Genomic DNA, 20,258 nt, shown 5'->3' on the forward strand with positions numbered 1-20,258 from the left:
TGCTCGGGGCCGGAACCGACGAGAGGGGGACCGCGTGCTGTTCCGCATTCTGGGCCCGCCCGAGGTGTGTGACGAGGTGCGGCACCGGCGGGTGACGCTGAACAGTCCCAAGCAGCGCGTGCTGATGGCCGCGCTGCTGGTCCGGCCGGGCACGCCGGTCTCCGTGGAGCAGCTCGTCACCGAACTGTGGGGCGACTGCCCTCCGGCGAAGGCCGGCAACGCCCTGCAAGCGCACGTGTCGCGGCTGCGGCAGACGCTGATCGCGCTGGAGCCCGAGCACGCCAACTCGCCGCGCCTGGTCACCCGCGGGCCGGGGTACGTCCTGCGGGCGCGCCCGGAGGACGTCGACAGCGGACGGTTCGAGCGGGCCGTGGCCGGAGCGCGGGAGCTCGCCGACACGGACCCGGACACCGCGCACGAGCAGGTGCGGCAGGCGCTCGGGTGGTGGCGCGGCAGCGCGCTGGCGGGCAGCGCCCGCGGGCCGCTGTGCGCCGCGGCGGCGGCCCGGCTGGAGGAACTGCGCGCCCAGGCGATGGAGTTGCTGTTCGACACGGGGCTGCGGACCGGCCGGCACGGCGTCCTGCTGCCGGAGATCGAGCAGGCGGTCCTCGCCCACCCCGGGCGTGACCGCTTCGCGGAGCAGCTGGCGCACGCGCTGCGCCACCGCGCCCCGGGTGCCCCCGCACCGCGTACCACGCGTCGGCCGTGCCCGGCGGAGGACGCGGACGGTACGGAACTGACCCGGCTGCGCGGGCTGGTCAGCCGGCTCGTCTGCGAACAGGAGCTGCTGCGCTGCCGCCTGGACCGGCTGACCGCGCTGGTGGCCGAGCGGGCCGGCGAGCGGGTGCCGCGCCCGCGCGAAGGGGCCGGGCGCGGCACCGTGCTCTCACGCTGACACCGTCGCCCGGACCGCCCCCGCCGTGGCGTCCCCGCCGTCCGGGAACGCGGGCATCACTTCCTCGGCGAACAGCTCCATGGCCCGTGCCGCACAGGCGAACGCCAGGCCGCCCGCGTTGAATTGCAGGCTCATCGTCAGATCGGTGCCGAATTCCTCGCGAACGGTGCTGATCTGCCGGCGTACGTCCGCCGCCGTACCGGCCAGGACCTTGTTGCCGGCCAGGGCCCGGCTGAATTCGTAGTTCTTCGCCTTGTCGAGGAATTTCTCGTATCCCGGATAGTCCGCCGAGCCGCTTCCGGTGGCGAGCGGCGCCACCGCGTCCGCCATGTGCCGTACATAGGAACGCTCGTAGAATTCCGCCTGCCGATGGGCCTCGGCGCGGTCCTCGGACAGATAGCAGGTGTACTTGATCTGGATGCGCCGCTCCCCGGGCGGGTGCCCGGCGCCGTCCCACGCGGCACGGTAGTGCTCCAGCATCGAGCGCAGCTGCTCGGGCGGTACGACGGACGGGACGACCTGGAGGTGGTGGCCCGCGGCGCCGGCCGCCGCGCAGGACTCGGCGCTGCTGGCGGAGGCGATGAAGACCGGCGGGTGCGGCCGCTGGTAGGGCCGGGGCAGCAGGGTGACCGGGCCGAACCGGTGGAAGCGGCCCTCCCAGACCACGTCCTCCTCGCTCCACAGGCGGCGGCACGCCTCGACACCCTCCGCGAACCGCGCCCGGCTCTCGTCCATCGGCACCCCGAAGGCGGCGAACTCGGCCGGCAGGAAGGCCCGCCCGAAGCCCACGTCGAGCCGGCCGTGCGAGAGGTGGTCGAGCATGGCCAGCTTGCCGGCCAGTTTGACGGGGTGGGTGAAGGCGGGCACCACGGCGCCGGTGGCGATGCGGATCCGGCTGGTGCGCGCGGCGGCCGCGGTGAGCAGGGTGACCGGGTCGGGGCTGTAGCCGCCGTACCCGGAGAAGTAGTGCTCCACGGTCTGCACATGTTCAAAATCAAGCGCTTCGGCCAGTTCGGTCAGCCGCAGGACCTCGTCGTAGTACGCGGTGGCGGTTTTTTCGCCCGGGTCCAGCACGGGAAAGAAGTTCACGCCGAATTTCATGCCCACTCCCTCTGCGGTCACGGCTGCGGATACGGCGGCTCGTCGGATGAGGCGGCTCAGTATGAACGCACGCCGGGCGCCACTGTCAAGGAAAGCCAATTCCCGCTGTCAGGGCGTCAGCCCACCGTCAGGATGACCGCCAGAAGTTCCCTGTTCCGCACCGCGGATTCTAGATTCGGCGGCGCCAGGAAATCAGCCATCAGGAATTTCCCAACCGGCCGGAGGAACGTCATGCGCGGAACGTACACCGTCCCGTACGCGAGCCGCGGCAGCATTCTCGGCAGTGCCGAGGCGGCCGCGCTGCAGCAGTTGGTCGGCTCGCACGACACACTGTCGACGGGCGCCCGGCGGCAGCTCTTCGAGGAGCGCTTCCGGCAGTACGCCGGCACCCGTCACGCGCTGTCGGTCACCAGCGGCACCGTCGCCCTCGAACTCGCCGTCCACCTGCTGGACCTGAAGCCGGGGGACGAGGTCGTCACCACGCCCCAGACCTTCCAGGCCACCGCCCAGCCGCTGCTGGACCTGGGCGTGGACGTGCGGTTCTGCGACGTGGACCCGGACTCGCTGAACCTGGACCCGGCCGCGCTGAAGTCCGTCTCCTCCGAGCGCACCCGGGCCCTGCTGCTGGTGCACTACGGCGGCTGGGCCGCGGAGATGGACGAGATCATGTCCTTCGCCCGGGACCGGAACATCCTCGTCGTCGAGGACTGCGCCCACGCGCTGGGCGCACGCTACGACGGCCGCCGCCCCGGCGCACTGGCCGACATCGGCTGCTTCAGCTTCCACTCGTCGAAGAACATCACCACCCTCGGCGAGGGCGGCATGGTGACCCTCGACCGCGACGACTGGGCGGAGCGGCTGGACCGGCTGCGCTCCAACGAGGTGGACGGCTCGTTCATCACCGAGCCCGCCTCCGCCTCCCGGCGGACCCCGGCGCTGCTGCCGTGGATGAAGTACGCGTCCTCCGCGTACGGGCAGGTCTGCGCGGGCGTGCGCAGGGCGGGCACCAACGCCACGCTGTCCGAGGCAGCGGCGGCGGTGGGCCTGGCCCAGATGGACCGGCTGGACGAGCTGGTGGCACGCCGCCGGCACATCGCCGCCCGGCTGGACGAAGTGATCACCGCGCACCCGGGGACCCGCGTGGCGCGGCCCCGCGCGGGCGTCGAACACGCCTACCACCTGTACACGTTCTTCACCGGCGGCCCGCCGGAGCTGCGCGACCACCTCGTACGCGGCCTGGACGAGCGCGGTGTCGAGGTGCAGCTGCGGTACTTCCCGCTGCACCTGCTGCCCGAGTGGCGGGAGCGCGGGCACGGCCCCGGGGAGTGCCCGGTGGCGGAGCGCTCGTGGTTCGCCGAACACGTCAACCTGCCCTGCCACCCCGGCCTGTCCGACGCCCAGGTCGACCACCTCACCGAGGCGCTGGACGCCGCGCTGGGCGAGGCCCTGGCCCGTACCGGCGCGCACCAGCTGCGCCTCACCGCTCCGTGACCACCGCACGCGTACGCAGAAAGGGCGCCACCATGCCGCTGATCGAGGTCAAGCTCTACCAGGACCGGCTGGCCGAAGGGACCGAGGCGGCGCTGATCGCCCGGCTGACGGACGCCGTGACGGAGGTGTTCGGGCCCGCGTCGCGGGACCACACCTGGATCGTCGTCCAGGGGGTACCCCGCGAACGCTGGGGCATCGCCGGCGAGCCCGGTACGACGCCGCCGGCCGCCGCGGGCTGAGCCGGGCGCAGCGGCCGGGGCCGTGCCCGCCGGGCTGTCCGCCGGGCGCCTTCCCTCGGCCGGGCACCTGGGGCGCCCGTCTGAGTGGCCGCTACTCACCGCGCCCCCGGCGCGGCCCGCACCGATCCACATCACCGCAGGTCACCAGCGGCGCGACCGCGCCCACAAGGTGAGTACCCCCTACTCAAGAGACCGCCCGCCGAAGCGTGTTGTGCTGAACGCGACCGGCCGGCGCACCGGCAGCGACCCGTGCGCGGCGGACCAGACACGAGGAGATCCGACGAGGTGAAGGTCGAGAACATCTACCTGGCGGGCGTGGGCACCTACGTCCCGCGGACCGTGCCGACCGAGCAGGCGGTCGCGGCCGGCTGGTACTCCGAAGCGGGCCGGGCCGCCTCCGGCCTGCTGTCGGTGGCGGTCGAGGACACCGTCTCCGCGCCGGACATGGCCGTCAGCGCCGCCAGGACCGCGATCCGGCGCTCCGGGCACCGGCCCGAGGACTTCGCCGCGCTGTTGCACAGCAGCACCTACCACCAGGGCCCCGAAGGCTGGTCCCCCGCGCACTACGTCCTGCTCAACACCCTGGACCAGCCGATCTCCGCCTCCCAGGTGCAGCACGGCTGCCTGGGCCTGCTGGCCGGCCTGGAGTCGGCCGTCTACCGGCTGCTGGCGACGGCGCCCTCCGGCAAGGACGCGGTCCTGCTGACCGCCGGCGACAACTTCTCCACCCCGCTGGTGGACCGCTGGAACTCCTCCCAGCTCTTCGTCCTCGCCGACGCCGGCTCCTCGATGGTGGTGTCGCGGCGCGGCGGCTTCGCCCGGCTGCTCGCCCTCGGGTCGGTCTCCAACCCGCGGATGGAGGCGATGCACCGGGGCGGCGAGTCGCTGCTGCCGCCGGGCGCACCGGTGGACCGGCTGATGGACTTCGACGCGCGCCTGGAGCACTGGCGCAACGAGTGGGCCGACGGCGGCGCCGTACCGCTCGGCGACTTCGGCGAGCTGATCGAGGGCATCGCCGAGCGCACCCTCGCGGAGGCCGGCAGCTCCATGGACCGGATCGCGCGGGTCGCGCACGTCGGCTTCAACCAGGACGTGCTGAGCACCTTCCTGCTCGAACCGCTGCAGATCGGCATCGAGCGCGGCACGTGGGAGTGCCACCGCCGGATCGGCCACGCCAGCGTCTCCGACATCCCGCTCGCCCTGGAACACCTGTGGACCACCGGGCAGGTCGGCCCCGGCGACCACGTCATGGTGATCGGCTACACCACCGGCATGGAGGCGAGCTGCGCGGTCCTGGAGATCACCGCCGCCCACGACGCGTACGACGGGGCCGGGACCCCGTGAACCGTTCCCGCCGCCCCCGCACCGCACCGAACCGCCGAGGAGACAACTGATGCTCAACGGATGCACCCCCTGGCCGCGGGACGTGGCCGAGCGCTACCGCGCCGCCGGACACTGGCGCGGTGAGAGCTTGGTCGCCCTGCTGGAGGCCGCGGTACGCCGGCACCCCGACAGGACCGCCCTGGTCCAGGAGGACCGGCGGATCTCCTACGCCGAACTCGACCGCCGCACCCGGCGGATGGCCGCCGGCTTCCAGGAGCGCGGGATCGCCGCCGACGACCGGGTGGTGGTCCAGCTGCCCAACACCCCGGACTTCGTGGTGGTCTGCTTCGCGCTGTTCCGGCTGGGCGCCAAGCCGGTGTTCGCGCTGCCCGCCCACCGCGCCAACGAGATCCGGCACCTGTGCGAGCTGTCGCAGGCGAGCGGCTACGTCTTCCCCGGCGTGCTGCGCGGCTTCGACCACCCGGCGCTGGCGCGGCGGATGCGCGACGAGGCCGGCAGCCTCAAGCACCTGTTCGTGCTGGACGGGGAGGGCGCGGGCAGCGCGTCGGAGCCGGGCGGTGACGGCGATGTCGTACCGCTGTCCGCCGTGGACGCCGAGCCCGTACCGCACCCCGCCGCCGACCCGTCCGACGTGGCGTTCTTCCTGCTCTCCGGCGGGACCACCGCCCTGCCCAAGCTGATCCCCCGCACTCACGACGATTACGCGTACCAGGCCCGGGTATCCGCCGAGGCCGCCGGGCTGACCGGGGACGACGTGTACCTCGCCGTGCTGCCGGTGGAGTTCAACTTCACCTGGGGCTGCCCCGGCGTGATCGGCGTCCTGCACACCGGCGGCACCGTGGCCTTCGCGTCCGACCCGACGCCCGAGCGCTGCTTCCCGGAGATCGAACGGCAGCGGGTCACCGTCACGTCGGTCGTCCCCAGCATCGTGCAGCTGTGGCTCGAAGGGCTGGAGTGGTCCACGGCCGACCTGTCCAGCCTGCGCACCCTCCAGATCGGCAGCGCCAAGCTGCACCGCGAAGTCGCCGAGCGCGTGCAGCCCGCCTTCGGCTGCCGCCTCCAACAAGTCTTCGGGATGGCCGAGGGCCTGCTGACCTTCACCCGGGAGGGAGACCCGGCGGAGACCGTACTGAGCACCCAGGGCCGCCCGGTCTCCCCCGCCGACGAGATCCGCATCGTCGATGAGCAGGACCGCGAGCTGCCCCCGGAGAGCATCGGCGAACTGCTCACCCGCGGCCCGTACACCCTGCGCGGCTACTACCGGGCGCCCGAGCACAACGCCAAGGCGTTCACCGAGGACGGCTTCTACCGCAGCGGCGACCTGGCCCGGCTGACCCGGGACGGCAACCTCGTCATCGAGGGCCGCATCAAGGACGTGATCATCCGCGGCGGGGACAAGATCTCGGCCGGCGAGGTGGAGGGCCATCTGCTCGCCCTGCCCGCGGTGGCCCGCGCGGCCGTGGTGCCGGTCCCCGACGAGATCCTCGGCGAGCGGTCCTGCGCCTTCCTCGTGGCGGCCGGCGAACGGCCGGCGCTGCCCGACCTGAAGGAGGCGCTGCACGCCCGCGGCCTGGCCGACTTCAAGCTGCCGGACCGCGTCGAGTACGTGGACGAGCTGCCGCTGACCGGCCTCGGCAAGGTCGACAAGAAGGTACTGGCGGCGATCGCCGCAGGCGGCCCGGTCCCCGAGGCCGCCGGCTTCGTGCCCTCCCGGGCCGGCCGCGCGCAGCAGAACAGCTGAACGGACCGGCGGACCCGCACCCGGCCGCTTCCGGCCGAACGCAGCAGAAAGGCCACCCCTTCATGGACACCAGCGCACCCCGTACCCCCGAGGAGATCCGCACCGCGGTCGCCGCCCTCGTCGGCGCGGCACCGCAGGACCTCCCGGCCGATGCCAACCTCGTACGCCACGGCCTCGGTTCGCTCGACATGATGCGGCTCGCCGGCCGCTGGCGCCGGGCCGGGGTCCCGGTCGACTTCGACACCCTGGTCAGCGACCCCACCCTGGACGGCTGGACACGCCACATCGAGCAGGTGCTGAGCGCCGCGGAAGCGGGCCCGCGGCCCGCCGGCTGAGCCCCGCACCCGTACCCCGCGCGTCCCCCGCCTCCCCGCCTTCCCGGAGAACGAGAGACCACCACCATGGCGAATCCCGTCATCCCCACGATCCGGCCCTACCCCATGCCCACCCCGGCCGAACTGCCGCCCAACACCGCCTCCTGGCAGCCCGACCCGCGCCGCGCGGTGCTGCTCGTCCACGACATGCAGCACTACTTCCTCGGCTTCTTCCCCGCCGGGCAGGCGCCGCTCGCCCCGCTGCTGGAGAACGTCCGGGCGCTGCGCGAGTCCGCGGCGGCCGCCGGAGTGCCGGTCGTCTACACGGCCCAGCCCGGCGACATGAGCGAGGCGGACCGCGGTCTGCTCAAGGACTTCTGGGGGCCCGGCATGAGCGCCGACCCCCGCCACCGGGACATCCCCGAACCCCTCACGCCACGCCCCGGCGACACCGTCCTGACCAAGTGGCGCCCCAGCGCCTTCTTCCGTACGGGCCTGCTGGACCTGCTCCGTGAGCAGGGCCGGGACCAGATCGTGCTGTGCGGCGTGTACGCGCACGTGGGGCTGTTGCAGACCGCCTGCGAGGCGATGGCCAACGACATCCAGACGTTCTTCGCGGCCGACGCGGTGGCCGACTTCTGCGCCCGGGACCACCGGATGGCGCTCGAATACGCCGCCGCCCGCTGCTCGGTGGTCGTCCCCACCGCCACGGTGCTGGACCGCTGGGCGGGCGCGCTGACCGGAGAGGCGCGATGACGGGCCCGGGGGCGGACCCGGGCGCCGATCCCCTCCTCGCCCGGCTGACCGGCCCCACACCCCCGGCCGCCTTCGCGCTGCTGCACCGCCCGGAGTCCGGGACCGGCGACGGGCTCGGTTCCGGCTCCGGCCGCGGCGACCGGATCGACCTGCTGACCGGCGGCATCAGCGAGGTGGCGGCCGTCGCGGACATCCCGCTGCCACCGCCCGGCGCCCGCGACCGGCAGGAACTGCTGGTCCTCCTGCCGTACCGGCAGATCGCCGAACGCGGCTACGACTGCCCCGACGACGGCGCCCCGCTGCTCGTCATGGACATCGCCGAGCAGGCGAGCGTGCCCGTCGACGAGGTGCTGCGGCGGCTGCCGGACGACCCCGTCGTCACCCGTGGCGGCGGCTTCGACATCGACGACGACGCGTACGCCGGTATGGTCCGGCGGGTCCTCGAAGAGGAGATCGGCACCGGCGCCGGCGCCAACTTCGTGCTCCGCCGCACCTTCGTCACCGACATCGCCGACTGGTCGCCCGCCACCGCGCTGCGGTTCTTCGCGCGGCTGCTGCGGCGCACCTCGGGCGCGTACTGGACCTTCCTGGTGCACACCGGCGACCGTACGTTCGTCGGCGCGAGCCCGGAGCGGCACATCACGCTGGACGCCGGTACGGCGGTGATGAACCCGATCAGCGGCACCTACCGTTACCCGCCGACCGGCTCGACCGCCCAGGGCGTCCTGGAGTTCCTCGCCGACCCCAAGGAGGCCAACGAGCTGTACATGGTGGTGGACGAAGAGCTGAAGATGATGAGCCGGGTGTGCGACCGGGGCGGCCGCGTCATCGGCCCACGGCTGCGGGAGATGGCCCATCTTGCGCACACCGAGTACTTCATCGAGGGGCACACCACCAGGGACGTACGGGAGATCATCCGCGAGACGCTGTTCGCGCCGACCGTCACCGGCAGCCCGCTGGAGAGCGCGTGCCGCGTCATCGCCAAGTACGAGCCGGACGGCCGGGGTTACTACGCGGGCATGGCGGCCCTGCTGGGACGCGACGCCCAGGGCGAACGCTCGCTGGATTCCGCCATCCTCATCCGCACCGCCGACATCGACGGCACCGGCCGGCTGCGGCTGGGCGTCGGCTCGACGCTGGTACGCGACTCGGACCCGCGCAGGGAGGCCGCCGAGACCCGGGCCAAGGCGGCGGGACTGCTGGCGGCGCTGCGTCCGGAGGAGAACGGCACCGGGCGTACAGCCAGGGACCGGGCCGGCTCCGGGCGTACGAGCAGCACCGGCTCCGCCCCGAAGACCGCTGCGCGTCACGTGCCCCTGGCCTCCGTACCCGAAGTCCGCCGCACGCTGGCCGCCCGCAACGCCCCGCTGGCCCCCTTCTGGCGCCAGGCCCCGGAGTCCCGCGCCCGCCACCTGCCCCATCTGGCCGGGCGTACCGCTCTCCTGGTGGACGCGGAGGACACCTTCACCGCCATGGGTGCGACCCTGATGCGCTCCCTCGGACTGCGCGTCCACGTACGCCGGTTCGACGAGGACTACCGCCTCGCCGACGCCGACCTGGTCGTCCTGGGGCCCGGTCCCGGCGACCCGCGCGACACCGCGCACCCGAAGATCGCCCACCTGCGCGCGGCCACCCGGCGGCTGCTGGAGACGGACCTCCCGTTCCTGTCGGTCTGCCTGGCCCACCAGGTGCTCAGCGGCGTCCTCGGCCTCGACCTGATACGCCGGGACGTGCCCAGCCAGGGGGTGCAGCGCGAGATCGACCTGTTCGGCCACGACGAGGCGGTGTACTTCTACAACGCGTTCAGCGCCGTCACCCCGTCCGCGTCCTTCCCCTGCCCGGTCGGCCGGGGCGGAACGGTGGAGGTGTGCCGCGACCCGGCCACCGACGAGGTGCACGCGCTGCGCGGTCCGGGCTTCGCCTCGGTGCAGTTCCATCCGGCGTCCGTGATGACGCGCAGGGGCACGGCGGTGCTCGACCGCCTCCTCTCCGGCCTGCTCAGGCCCCCGGGCGCGGAACCGTACGGGACGTACGGAGCGCACGAGCCGTACCAGCCGTACGCGGCGCACGAATCGCGCACGCCGTACGGGACCTCTTCCGCCAGCCCGGCCCCCGCCCGCCCGACGCGAGATCGTGAGGTAGCCACATGAGTTCCCCCTCGGCTCCCGCCGCCGACGCCGACGCCACCGCGCGAGCGCCCGGTGCCGCGCTCGCGGCCGCCCGTCCCGCCGCCCAGCAGCCGCAGTGGCCGGACCCCGGCCGGCTGCGCACGGTCACCGAACGGCTCGCCTCGTACGCCCCACTGGTCACCCCGGACGCCTGCGACCGGCTCACGGCCCGGATGGCGGCCGTGGCGGACGGCACGGCGTTCCTCGTCCAGGGCGGCGACTGCGCCGAGACGTTCGACGCGGTGACCGCGCGGGCCGTCGCGGGCAAGGTGGACACCCTCTTCGACATGGCGGCGGCCCTGACCGCCGCCACCTCCCTCCCGGCGGTCGTCCTGGGCCGGATGGCCGGACAGTACGCCAAGCCCCGGTCCAGCCCGGTCGAGACGCGGGGCGGCATCGGCCTGCCGGTGTACCGCGGCGACGCGGTCAACGGCCGGGAGTTCACGGCGGCGGCCCGGGCCGCGGACCCCGGGCGGATGCTGCGGGCGTACGAAGCGTCCGCCGCGACGATGCACCTGGCCCGTACGGCAGCGGCCCGGCGCCCCCGCGCCCCCGAACTCTTCTTCTCCCACGAGGGCCTGCTGCTCGACTACGAGACCGCGCTGACCCGCGACGACGCGCGTACGGGCCTGCCGTACGCATCCTCCGGCCACCTCCTGTGGATCGGCGAACGCACCCGCGACCCGCTGGGCGCCCACGTCGCGTACTGCGCCGCCGTCCGCAACCCCTTGGCGGTCAAGGTCGGTCCGAACGCGCGGCCGGACGAACTGCTGCGGCTCGTCGACCGCCTCGCCCCGGACCGCGAACCCGGCCGGCTGACCTTCGTCGTCCGTATGGGCGCGGAGCGGGTGCGCGCCGTACTGCCCGGGCTGGTGGAGCAGGTCACCGCCGCGGGAGCCCGCGTCGGCTGGGTGTCCGACCCCATGCACGGCAACACCTTCACCACGGCGGACGGCTACAAGACCCGCCACCTGGACACCGTCCTCGCCGAGCTGCGCGGCTTCTTCGAGGTGCACCGGTCCCTGGGCACGTGCCCCGGCGGCATCCACCTGGAGCTGACAGGCGACGACGTCACCGAGTGCCTGGGCGGCCACCGCGGCCCCACCACCGGACAACTCCCGCTGCGCTACGCCTCCGCCTGCGACCCCCGCCTGAACCGGACCCAGTCCCTCGAACTGGCAGCGGCGGTCGCCGAGATCGCCGGCGCGCACACGGCCGGCCGGGACCGTGCACGGCCGGCCGCGGCGCTGCGGTAGCCGCAGGCCGGCGCTCCCAGGCCCCGTACCGCGCCCGCTACACCGCCCGGCCCGCCGCGCACACCCCCCTCGACGCACCCCGGTCGGTCACGGCCGACCGGGGGTCGAGGTGCCGGGCGAGATCGGCGCGCGCGGTGACGCCCAGCTTCCCGTACACCCGGTGGAGGTGGTTCTCGACCGTACGGACCGAGACGACGAGCCGGTCGGCGATCTCCTGGTTGGACAGCCGCGCCGCGGCCAGCGACGCGACCTCCCGCTCACGGGCCGTCAGCGGCGTCCGCACCTTCGACTCCTGCCAGAAGTCCAGGTCGGCCCAGACCGGGAGCAGCCCGTCGTACCGGGCGAGGAACTCCCGGCACAGCGCCCCGGCGGCCCGGCTCTTGCGGTGCCGGCCGGCCAGCTGATGCGCCCGGCACGCCTGCGCCGACGCCTCGGCGGCCAGCGGCAGCAGCCCCATCCCGCCGAACCGCCCGGCGAGCAGGTCCAGCGCGTCCCCGTCGTTGCCGGCGAGCGCCCGGACGTGATCGGCCCGCAGCGCGGTCAGTCCCGGCTCGATCCGGCCGCGCAGCTCCGCCACCCGGTCCAGCACGGCCGGCGCCTCCCGCAGCCGGGCCACCAGGTGGAACGCCGTGACCGCCAGTGGCAGCCGCCCGCGCGCGGCGGCCCGCTCACCGACCTCCATCGCCTGCCGCACGGCCGCCACGTCGTCGCCGACCCGCGCCAGCACCTGGGCCCGTTCCATCGCGATGCCGTCCGTGGCGACCGGGTACGGCACGGCGGCATCCTGCACCGACCGGGCCTCCACGAGCGTACGCATCGCCTCGGCGTGCTCACCGGACTCGGCGAGCGCACCCGCGAGCTGCGCCAGGGCCCACGCCCGGGTGCTCAGCCAGTCACCGGTGTCCTGCAGAGCGCTCGCCTGGCGCAGCAGGCCGATCGCCTCTGGCAGCCGGCCCAGCCCTCGGTAGAGCCGGGCCCGCAAGGTGAGGCCGCCGATCCGGGCGGGACGGCCCTCGTCGCTCATGGGTACGGGACCGCTCATGGGTACGGGATCACTCATGCGTACGGGGCAGTCCTCGTCGGGCGCGGAGGGACCTTCGTCCACTCCGGCCCGGCCCGGCCGCTCCAGGAGGGCGAGCGCCGCGGCAGGGTCGCCCGCCAGGTAGGTGGCGTGGGCGAGCAGCGTCCGGTGCGTGCGCCGGGCGTCGTCGTCCCACCGCTCCGCCTCGGCGCCGCAGCCGCGCAGCAGCGCGAGCGCGGCCCGGATCTCACCGCGCTCCATACGGGCGTACGCCGCGGGCGGCAGCGTCGCCGGGGCCGCGACGGGATCGGGCGTACCGGCCCCGGCGACCGTCGCCGCGCTCTCCAGCCGGTCGTCCAGCAGCCGCATGACCGTCTGCGTGCCCAGCAGCGACGCGCGTACGGGCGCGGGCGCCACGGTGACCGCCTCGTCGACGACGGCCGTTGCCTCGGCGACCCGGCGCAGCCCCCAGGCCATGTTGTGGGCGCGCGAACGTACCGCGTCGGCCGCCCCGGACTGTCCGGACCCGGCGGCGGCCGCCAGCGCGAAGATCGACTCGGCTTCGGCGTAGCGGCCCTGCCCGGCGAGCGCTTGGCCGAGGAGGAGGTCGAGCGACGGCGCTCCCACGTCAGGCCCCGTCCCGGTTCCCGCGCCGCCCCCCACTCCGGTTGTCGTATCGCCCCCCACCTCGGCGGCCATCCGGCACAGCCGCTCCGCGAGCCGGAAGTCGTGACGCCGCAGAGCCGTACGGGCCGCCGAGCGCAGTTGTCCGGCCGGCGGGACCTGACCGGCGTCGATGCGCAGCGCGACGACCCTCGGGATGTCGTTCTCGCGGCGGCAGCCCGCGCGTTCGATGTCATCGGCGAGGCGGCGGCGCAGGCGGCGTCCGGTCAGGCCGGGCAGCGAGGCCACCACGACCGGCCCGCAGAGGGGATAGGCGAGCCGCAACCGCAGCCGGCGCCCCACGCTCTCGGCGACGATGATGCCCCGGCGGTTCAACGCCTCGGCTGCGGCGCCCAGTTCGGCCACCGACGGCAGGTCCGCCTCCAGCGGCTCCGCGAGGGCGATCATGCCGAGGAGTTCCCGCTCCTCGGGTTCGAGGTGCCCCAGGCGCAGGTGCACCAGGTCCACCAGCCGGCCGGCGGGCCGGCCACTCGGGCCCGCCCACTGCCAGACCTCCTCCACCAGCCGCAACGTACCCTCGGCCAGCGCGAAGTCGACCAGTTCCCGCAGGAACAGGGCGTTGCCGAGCGTCAGCGCCCACAGCCGCTCCAGCGCCCGCGCCGCCACATGGCCACCGAGGCGCGCGTGCAGCACCTTGGCCGTGCCCGACATGTCGAACGGACCGACCTCCACCCGCTCGATCAGCCGCTCCACCCAGAGCCGGTTGACGCCGTCGGGCGCCGACACCCCGGCCGGCGCGGCGGCGACCAGCGTGACCCGGCCGCGCCGCACCAGGCCGTGCAGCCGCATCGCGGAGACCGGGTCGACCAGGTGGGCGTCGTCCACGCCGACCACGATCCGCTCCTCGTGCGCGGGCCGGACCCCGCCCGGACCACCGTCCTGAAGGTGCTCCCCACCCGCCGCCAGCTCGTCGCGGTGTCGCTCCAGGCACTCGGACACGGACCCGCAGGCGCTCTCCCCGGCTCCGCAGACCGACAGGACGACGGCGCCGTTACGGGCCGCCCGGTCCAGCGCCGCCCGCAGCAGGCTGCTCTTCCCGACACCCGGCTCACCGATGAGCAGCACCCCGACCCCGTTGTCCAGGGAGGCCTGGATCGCGTCCAGTTCGGCCTCCCGGGCGACCGTGGGCCATGTGGGCCACTCGGTTTCCCTGTCACGTACCGCCATACTTTTCCACCACTCCTGCCTCACAGTGCCCGAAGGCAACTCCCCCGAATGCATGGCAACTTCCCCGTCCGTGTGGCCCCCGTTCGCATGGCTCCGGCCGGCCCGGCCCCCGTTCGGCCTCCGCCGGCACCGGCACGGAAAGGGGGCGAGCCGACGACTCGCCCCGCACCTTCACCGCCTCGTGACCGCGGCCCTGCGCCTCACACCAGGATCGTCCCGCGGGCGGTGATCACCCCGGCCCCGCCCACCTCTATGGACGCGATCCGGTCCGGCCCGCCGTCGACCCGGGCCAGCATCAGCGACGGCCGGCCCATCTCGACCCCTTGCAGGATCTCGATCTGTTCCCCGTACACCGCGAGCCCGTGCCGGGCCAGGTGCAGCGCGAGCGGCCCGGCGGCCGAGCCGGTCGCGGCGTCCTCGGCGACCCCGTACGCGGGGGAGAACATCCGGCTGCGCCACTTCGTCCCCGACCCCGCGAAGCAATTCGCCGCCATGTCCGGGAATTCGGCGAGCTTACGCAGGTCCGGCCGTACCGCCGACAATGCCTCGACGCTTTCGAGCCCGACGTAGACGTGCCGCGGCCCGTTCCGGTAGATCTCCACCGGCAGTACCGACGAGGCCAGCCCCAGCGCGTCGAGCAGCTGCTCCGCGTACTCGTAAGGCTCCCAGACCGGAATCGGCTGTTCCATACGCGCCGCGACCACCTGCCCGTCCACCCGGTCGAACGTGAACGGAATCGTCCCCATCGCCGTTTCGAGCCGCATCCGGTCCGCCGAGGTCCGCTCCCCGAGCACCACCGCCGTTCCCAGCATCGGATGCCCGGCGAACGGCAGTTCATTGACCGGCGTGAAAATGCGGATACGCGCGTCCCCGCCCTGTTCGGCGGGCAGCACAAAAGTGCACTCCGAAAGATTCATCTCCCGCGCGACGGCCTGCATGGTCTGCGCCGACCAGTCCTCGGCGTCGAAGAACACCGCCACCGGATTCCCCCGGAGCGGCGTATCGCTGAACGCGTCCGCCACCACATACTCATGCTTTCCGGCCGAACCGACAACGTCCGCCATCATCCCTCCCCCCTACCTGTCCGATTCCCCGCCACCGCCATCTCCCAGGCCTCCCTTCTCAGGGCTGCAACCGACGGGCGTCCCACCGGCCCTCACCCCCTCGCCGGTCGTACCGCAGCCTCCGGTGCAGCCGGTCCGCACTGGCCTGCCAGAATTCCACCGTCAGCGGATCGAGCCGATAAGCGACATACGACGCGGGACGCGGCAAGGCCCCCTGCTCCGCGAGCCGCTCGGCCTCGCCCCTCAGCGCATCCGCATCCTTCAGCGGAGCGCTCTGCTCGGACGCCACCGACATGGCGTGGGTGAACACCGGCCGCGCCGCCCACAACGCCTCGCACTCGGCCTCGGAAAGCGGCACGACCTCACCGGCCAACGTGACCTGCTGCCCGCTCTCCCGCCAGTACAACACCCCGGAAGCCCACGGATTCACCGCCAGCTCGCGGCCCTTCTGACTGCCGGCATGCGTCGTGAAGACAACACCCCGGTCGGTGATCCGGCTGACCTGGACGATACGGCTCGACGCCCGCCCCTGCGCGTCCGCCGTCGCCAAGGCCAGCGCCCCCGGCTCCCGCACCCCGCGCGCAACGGCCCCGTCGAACCACTCCCGCAACAGCGCGACAGCGTCCCCGGGCGGCACCTCGAACTCATCCACACGCACGGCCGCTTCCGCTTCCGCCATCAGGTGGGAATACCTTCCCGCTTGATCTCCGGCACCGGAATGCTCAGCGCCCGCAGCTGGTTGAACGGATTCATGAACTCCCGGTTCTGCCGGATCTTCCCGTTCTCCAGCAGGAACGAGTGCATGAAGTGGTTCTCGTAGTACCCCGGCGGATACCCGGGAAAAAGAATCTTCCCTTTCCCGTCACACTCCACCCAGAACCGGTTCGGGTCCTGCGTCTCGAACACCTCGATGTTGAACCACACCCAGTCGGGGAAGCACTTCAGCGACCACACCGCATGCTCCGCCAGCTTCTCCCGCCCGCGAATCACGATGGGCTCCCCGGTATCCGTGGTCCACAGCCCACCCTCCCCCTCGGCCACGAACAGCTCGTGCCGTCGCAGCCGGTCCTGCCCCCTGGTGTTCATATACGTTTCAACCGTCTCCCGATTGACCCGCCGCAACTCCACATCCGTCCTGAACCCAGACATACGCCACCCTTCCCACAGACAGCAGTTCAGTTCCGACCACGGACCGACCAGGAGCCACATGCACCCGCCCCCGCCCGATCCCCAGGCACCCTAGAACCGCGCCCTATATTCCCCCGACCCCCCGATCCAAGCTTTCTATACGCCCAGCAAAAACCCCCGCCACTCCCCAACCTAATCAGTTGCGCAATCCTTGAACCACCCCCACCCTTTCCTCTGCGTCGACCTACCGATATCGACGGCATCAAAGTGCATCATGGCCGTGCGACACGAAAAAGCGCGATATGCACGACCACCGCCCATGCGGATGCGACCAGTTCACCGCAGGACAAGCGGTACAGGCCCGAATGACGCGAGCACCTGCTCTCACCGCCCGGCATCACGGCCGAGACCACTACGGCACGAAGGGCGTCGCCGCGCTCGACACGGCCACTGGACCCCTACCCCTCGCAGCGACTGAAGTCCCCGGACCAGGCCTACGACTGCGACACCTCCTCGCCGCCGCGCCGGAGCCCGGGACCCTGCTGATTTCCGGCTCCGCCCCAGGACTTTGCCCAGCACATCAACCGGCCCGGCCAGTCACCGCCGATATCGCTTCCGCGCTCCCAGACGTCATCGCCGGGCCCCGGGCAGATCTTGAGCTTCCGCGTACCTGCGTGGTCGAGTGCTAGGGACACGAAGTTTGGTGCAGTCGCCCCGAGAGCCCAACAGGCCCCTCTTGTCCAGATGTCCGAGTGCGGGACAACGTTGGGGCCCGGCGCTCGTAGCGCTCAAGAGAACAGTGGATCCAGCATGGCGTCTCCGGCCATGATTCGCCACGCAGGTACCCGTACGGTTCGTGCCACCGGCCCAACTTTCGCCCCGGAGCCGCCGGACGGCAGTCCCGTCAGCAAGTCCCCGCGGGCGTGTGTCAGCCGCAGATGACGGGCCGGATCCTGGCCGTGCTCCGGCCCTGAATCGACGACCACCGCCGTGTTCGCTCCGTCCACGGTGAAGAGCAGGTCCACGGTGTGCCCGCCGACCACCGCTGCGCGCTCGAGGTCAGTGATGCCGCGGAGGCCGAGGTAATGCTGGAGCCGGTCCGTGAGCTCTTCGCGGAACGCCGGAAGGTTCTCCCTCCCGAAGGCCGTGTCTTCTCCTACCGAAGAGCCTGTGCGCAGTACGGTCGACCGCTCCGCGAGCAGCCCGGGGAGCCCGGCCTGCCCCTGCCAGAAGGCGTGGCTTCCCACTGTGATCAGCTGGGACTTCGCCCGTGTGACCGCTACGTTCCACAGGTTGACCTGACTTGCCACCCAGTGCGTCGTACGCGGCGGTGTATTGCCGGTGGCCACCGGACTCAGGACCATCACATCCCGCTGACCACCTTGGAAGGCGTGAACGGTGCCGACCCGCACCCGCTCGTCATCCGCCCACGCACGTGCAAGCGCCTCCTTCTGGGCGCGGAAGGGCGTGACCACCCCTACCGTCGCGTGATCAGGCAGCCTCGCGAGCAGCTCATCCACCGTCGCACGCACCCGCTCGGCCTCTGCCGGGTTGCGCCAGGACCGGTCACCGGAGCCCCGGGCGGACTCCCCGTGCGGCACGTCCACCCATCCCAGCACCGGAGCCGGATCGAGCGCCCCCACCGGGTCGACGGACGGGGCCTGGTCCCGCACATCGGTGAGAACGCGCAGTTCACCGGCGTAGCAATAGCCGTTGACCACGTCCGCGATAACCGGGTGACACCGGTAGTGCTCATCGAGCAGCAGCGCCGCCTCACCGTGCTGCGCGGCCGCGTGGTACGACGAGTACACGTGATAGGTGAGCCGATGGTTCTCCAGCTGTGCCGCGCTCAACCCCGCCCGTACCCTCGCCTGCCGCTCCTGCTGGGCGGTGATCCCCGGAATGTGCCCGAGCTGCATGGGATCACCGATGATCAGCGCCCGCTCGGCCCGGAACAACAGGGGCAGCACCGAGGGAATCGAACATTGGCTCGCCTCGTCGATCACGACCAGGTCGAACAGCTTTGGGGCCAGTTCGAGCTGCCGTACCGAGTGCGTGCTGACGGCCCATCCCTTCATGTGTGCCATCAGGTTGCGCTGGCTCTTCTGGAAGCCGGAGCGCCGACGGAGCGCCTGAAGCCGCTGCCCCATCAGCGAACGGCCACGGACCATAGCCTCCGCAGCCACGGCCCCGGCCAGCTCAGCAGCCACCCCCGACAAGCCGGCGGCGCTCTCCAGCCGCGCACGCTTCAGTGCTTCTTCACCCAGCCCGAGGATCTCCGGTACAAGCTCCCGCAACGTCCGTTCCAGGGCGACCAGGCCGACATTGGCGTGTGGACATCGACAGCGTGAGAAATACTATTTGCCCCGTGGTGCGCCCGCGCTCCTGACCTCACCGCTGCAAAGCGCCAGACCCATGCAATTCCCCGCCCGACAACAGCAGCTGCGCGGAAATGCGACACGGCCAGGGGACGGCATGCCGGGGTGAGGTATGCCTCAGCCTGCGGGGAGAAGGGATTCCACTCCTCTTGCCGTGGCCTCGTTCACCTCGTGCCAGGGGGCGCGGGCGCACCGCGTCAGCGGTCCGTCCCGGGGTGAGGGCGAACCTGCCCTCCGGGCCATCAGGGCTGCCGTGGACGGACAGCGTTTGCGGCAGGATGCCCCAGGTGCGGGCGGCGGGGTCGGCGCCGCTGAGCACCGCCGACCAGCGGGCCCCTGAAACCACAGCCGTCTCATCCGCGTCCGTTAAGTTGAACTCAGGCATCCGCCCAGTCGCCGCCACGCTCGTACAAGGGGGAGAAAGTTCCATGCCAGACCCGAACAACACGGGCGAAAATCCTGTGGGTAATACCGCGGGAATCCCGGGTGGTGACGCACACTCCCAGCCGCTCACCTCGCCGCCGTACCCTCCGCCCCTCCCCCCGTCCCCGCCACCGGTCGTCCCGACCGATGCCGGCCACGCCCTGGAGATCGGCCGCACGCATTTCCCCCCGGTCGGTTCCCCCAACGGCCCGCTCGGGATCTACGTGCACGAATTCGACATCGGCTACCTCATCTACGCCGGTTACCCGGCCCACGACGACCCGAACAGTCCACCGCCCTGCCCCGGCGGCAGCAACGTCGTCATCTCCAAGGCCGACGGCGAAGTGACGTTCTTGCCCAACTACCCGCGCGAGTCCGCCGTGGAGCTCTATCACCGGCTGCAGCGTCCGAGTACGCCCTGATTCGTTCCGGCACGATAAGCCTCGGTCCGGCCAGCGCGGCCACCTCTGCCGTCGCGGAAAAGGGCGGCCCTTGACGGGTGGTCAACGCGCCCCTCTAGGCTCAGCCGGCCAGAACACATCGAGTATCGACTACTGACGAGCATGACGACGGGGGACGACATGGGCGGCGCGGGCGGTTTCCAGACGGACGTGGAGTCGCTGAAGGCCGAGGGCACCAGTTTCGTGAAGCTGGGCGAGGACTTCCAGAATTCGGTCAAGCGGCTGATGGACGGACTGAGCGCGCTGGGCGCGGGGCCGCCGGGCACGCCGCCGGCGGGTGGGCAGAAGGAGCCGGAGAAGTCCTTCGGCGAGCAGTTCATGAGCGGGCTGACGTCGTTCGCCAGCAAGGCCGACATGCCGCCGTGGGGCGACGACGAGATCGGCGAGAAGTTCGGCGTCGTCTACGAGGGCGTACGCGACGGCATGTACGAGTCGATGGGGCACCTGTCCTCGAAGCTCCAGGAAATCGGCAAAGCGCTGACCTCGATGTCGAAGAACTACGCGGAGGGCGAGGACTTCAGCGAGTCGCTGATCAAACAGCACGTGCCCAACCCGCAGGCGGGCGGATCGGAAAAGTCGATCTCGCGACTGGAAGGACCCAGGCCGCACTGAGAGTGAGGCGGGCCG

General features: G+C 72.3%; 17 protein-coding genes. 11 read left to right on the forward strand and 6 right to left on the reverse strand.

Features of this window, described 5'->3' with window-relative positions; genetic code table 11:
- Positions 1-34: 34 nt before the first annotated feature.
- On the forward strand, positions 35-895 hold the full coding sequence (locus tag ACZ4Z1_RS24115; protein ID WP_468488686.1) for an AfsR/SARP family transcriptional regulator: 861 nt from the start codon (positions 35-37) through the stop codon (positions 893-895).
- On the opposite strand, the gene ACZ4Z1_RS24120 is transcribed toward ACZ4Z1_RS24115, so the two are convergent.
- Entirely contained in the window at positions 887-1,996 is a 1,110-nt protein-coding gene (locus ACZ4Z1_RS24120; RefSeq protein ID WP_468488687.1) for an LLM class flavin-dependent oxidoreductase, read from the reverse strand. The two genes, ACZ4Z1_RS24115 and ACZ4Z1_RS24120, sit on opposite strands and share 9 nt — an antisense overlap.
- Before the next feature lie 231 nt (positions 1,997-2,227).
- On the opposite strand from ACZ4Z1_RS24120, the gene ACZ4Z1_RS24125 reads away from it, so the two are divergent.
- The 8 genes from ACZ4Z1_RS24125 to ACZ4Z1_RS24160 all read left to right on the forward strand — a co-directional run bounded on the left by ACZ4Z1_RS24125 (position 2,228) and on the right by ACZ4Z1_RS24160 (position 11,305).
- Positions 2,228-3,487 (forward strand): DegT/DnrJ/EryC1/StrS family aminotransferase, encoded by a 1,260-nt coding sequence (locus ACZ4Z1_RS24125; RefSeq protein ID WP_468488688.1) that lies wholly within the window; start codon positions 2,228-2,230, stop codon positions 3,485-3,487.
- Positions 3,484-3,726: a tautomerase family protein gene (locus tag ACZ4Z1_RS24130; protein WP_468488689.1), complete on the forward strand. Its 243-nt coding sequence runs from the start codon at positions 3,484-3,486 to the stop codon at positions 3,724-3,726. The genes ACZ4Z1_RS24125 and ACZ4Z1_RS24130 overlap by 4 nt, the downstream gene beginning before the upstream one ends.
- Before the next feature lie 285 nt (positions 3,727-4,011).
- Positions 4,012-5,070 (forward strand): ketoacyl-ACP synthase III family protein, encoded by a 1,059-nt coding sequence (locus ACZ4Z1_RS24135; RefSeq protein WP_468488690.1) that lies wholly within the window; start codon positions 4,012-4,014, stop codon positions 5,068-5,070.
- Between the two features lie 49 nt (positions 5,071-5,119).
- Positions 5,120-6,811, forward strand: a complete 1,692-nt coding sequence (locus tag ACZ4Z1_RS24140; RefSeq protein WP_468488691.1) for a (2,3-dihydroxybenzoyl)adenylate synthase — start codon at positions 5,120-5,122, stop codon at positions 6,809-6,811.
- A 62-nt stretch (positions 6,812-6,873) separates the two neighbouring features.
- Positions 6,874-7,146 carry a phosphopantetheine-binding protein gene (locus ACZ4Z1_RS24145; protein ID WP_468488692.1) on the forward strand — a complete coding sequence of 91 codons (273 nt, stop codon included), beginning with the start codon at positions 6,874-6,876 and terminating at the stop codon, positions 7,144-7,146.
- A gap of 66 nt (positions 7,147-7,212) precedes the next feature.
- Positions 7,213-7,881: an isochorismatase family protein gene (locus ACZ4Z1_RS24150; protein WP_468488693.1), complete on the forward strand. Its 669-nt coding sequence runs from the start codon at positions 7,213-7,215 to the stop codon at positions 7,879-7,881.
- The gene (locus ACZ4Z1_RS24155) at positions 7,878-10,031 is read left to right on the forward strand and encodes an anthranilate synthase family protein (protein ID WP_468488694.1); all 2,154 of its coding nucleotides are present in this window, start codon (positions 7,878-7,880) and stop codon (positions 10,029-10,031) included. The genes ACZ4Z1_RS24150 and ACZ4Z1_RS24155 overlap by 4 nt, the downstream gene beginning before the upstream one ends.
- A complete protein-coding gene (locus ACZ4Z1_RS24160) occupies positions 10,028-11,305 on the forward strand; it encodes a 3-deoxy-7-phosphoheptulonate synthase (protein ID WP_468488695.1) in 1,278 nt (425 codons plus the stop codon). The genes ACZ4Z1_RS24155 and ACZ4Z1_RS24160 overlap by 4 nt, the downstream gene beginning before the upstream one ends.
- A 37-nt stretch (positions 11,306-11,342) precedes the next feature.
- Here ACZ4Z1_RS24160 and ACZ4Z1_RS24165 read toward each other — a convergent pair whose 3' ends face one another.
- The 5 genes from ACZ4Z1_RS24165 to ACZ4Z1_RS24185 form a co-directional block, all read right to left on the reverse strand.
- Positions 11,343-14,177, reverse strand: coding sequence for a helix-turn-helix transcriptional regulator (locus tag ACZ4Z1_RS24165; protein WP_468488696.1), 2,835 nt, complete (start codon positions 14,175-14,177; stop codon positions 11,343-11,345).
- 200 nt (positions 14,178-14,377) lie between these two features.
- Positions 14,378-15,241: a PhzF family phenazine biosynthesis protein gene (locus ACZ4Z1_RS24170; RefSeq protein WP_468488697.1), complete on the reverse strand. Its 864-nt coding sequence runs from the start codon at positions 15,239-15,241 to the stop codon at positions 14,378-14,380.
- A 58-nt stretch (positions 15,242-15,299) separates the two neighbouring features.
- Complete coding sequence (gene phzG, locus ACZ4Z1_RS24175; protein WP_468488698.1) at positions 15,300-15,920, reverse strand: phenazine biosynthesis FMN-dependent oxidase PhzG; 621 nt, start codon at positions 15,918-15,920, stop codon at positions 15,300-15,302.
- Complete coding sequence (locus ACZ4Z1_RS24180; protein WP_468488699.1) at positions 15,920-16,390, reverse strand: PhzA/PhzB family protein; 471 nt, start codon at positions 16,388-16,390, stop codon at positions 15,920-15,922. The genes phzG and ACZ4Z1_RS24180 overlap by 1 nt, the downstream gene beginning before the upstream one ends.
- A gap of 767 nt (positions 16,391-17,157) precedes the next feature.
- Complete coding sequence (locus ACZ4Z1_RS24185; protein WP_468488700.1) at positions 17,158-18,666, reverse strand: DEAD/DEAH box helicase; 1,509 nt, start codon at positions 18,664-18,666, stop codon at positions 17,158-17,160.
- Between the two features lie 728 nt (positions 18,667-19,394).
- Between ACZ4Z1_RS24185 and ACZ4Z1_RS24190 the strand changes: the two genes are divergently transcribed.
- Both ACZ4Z1_RS24190 and ACZ4Z1_RS24195 read left to right on the forward strand, forming a co-directional pair.
- Positions 19,395-19,592, forward strand: a complete 198-nt coding sequence (locus ACZ4Z1_RS24190; RefSeq protein ID WP_468488701.1) for a hypothetical protein — start codon at positions 19,395-19,397, stop codon at positions 19,590-19,592.
- A 141-nt stretch (positions 19,593-19,733) separates the two neighbouring features.
- On the forward strand, positions 19,734-20,243 hold the full coding sequence (locus tag ACZ4Z1_RS24195; RefSeq protein ID WP_468488702.1) for a hypothetical protein: 510 nt from the start codon (positions 19,734-19,736) through the stop codon (positions 20,241-20,243).
- The last annotated feature ends 15 nt before the right edge of the window (positions 20,244-20,258 follow it).

The sequence above is a fragment of the Streptomyces sp. NPDC030165 genome (assembly GCF_055573595.1).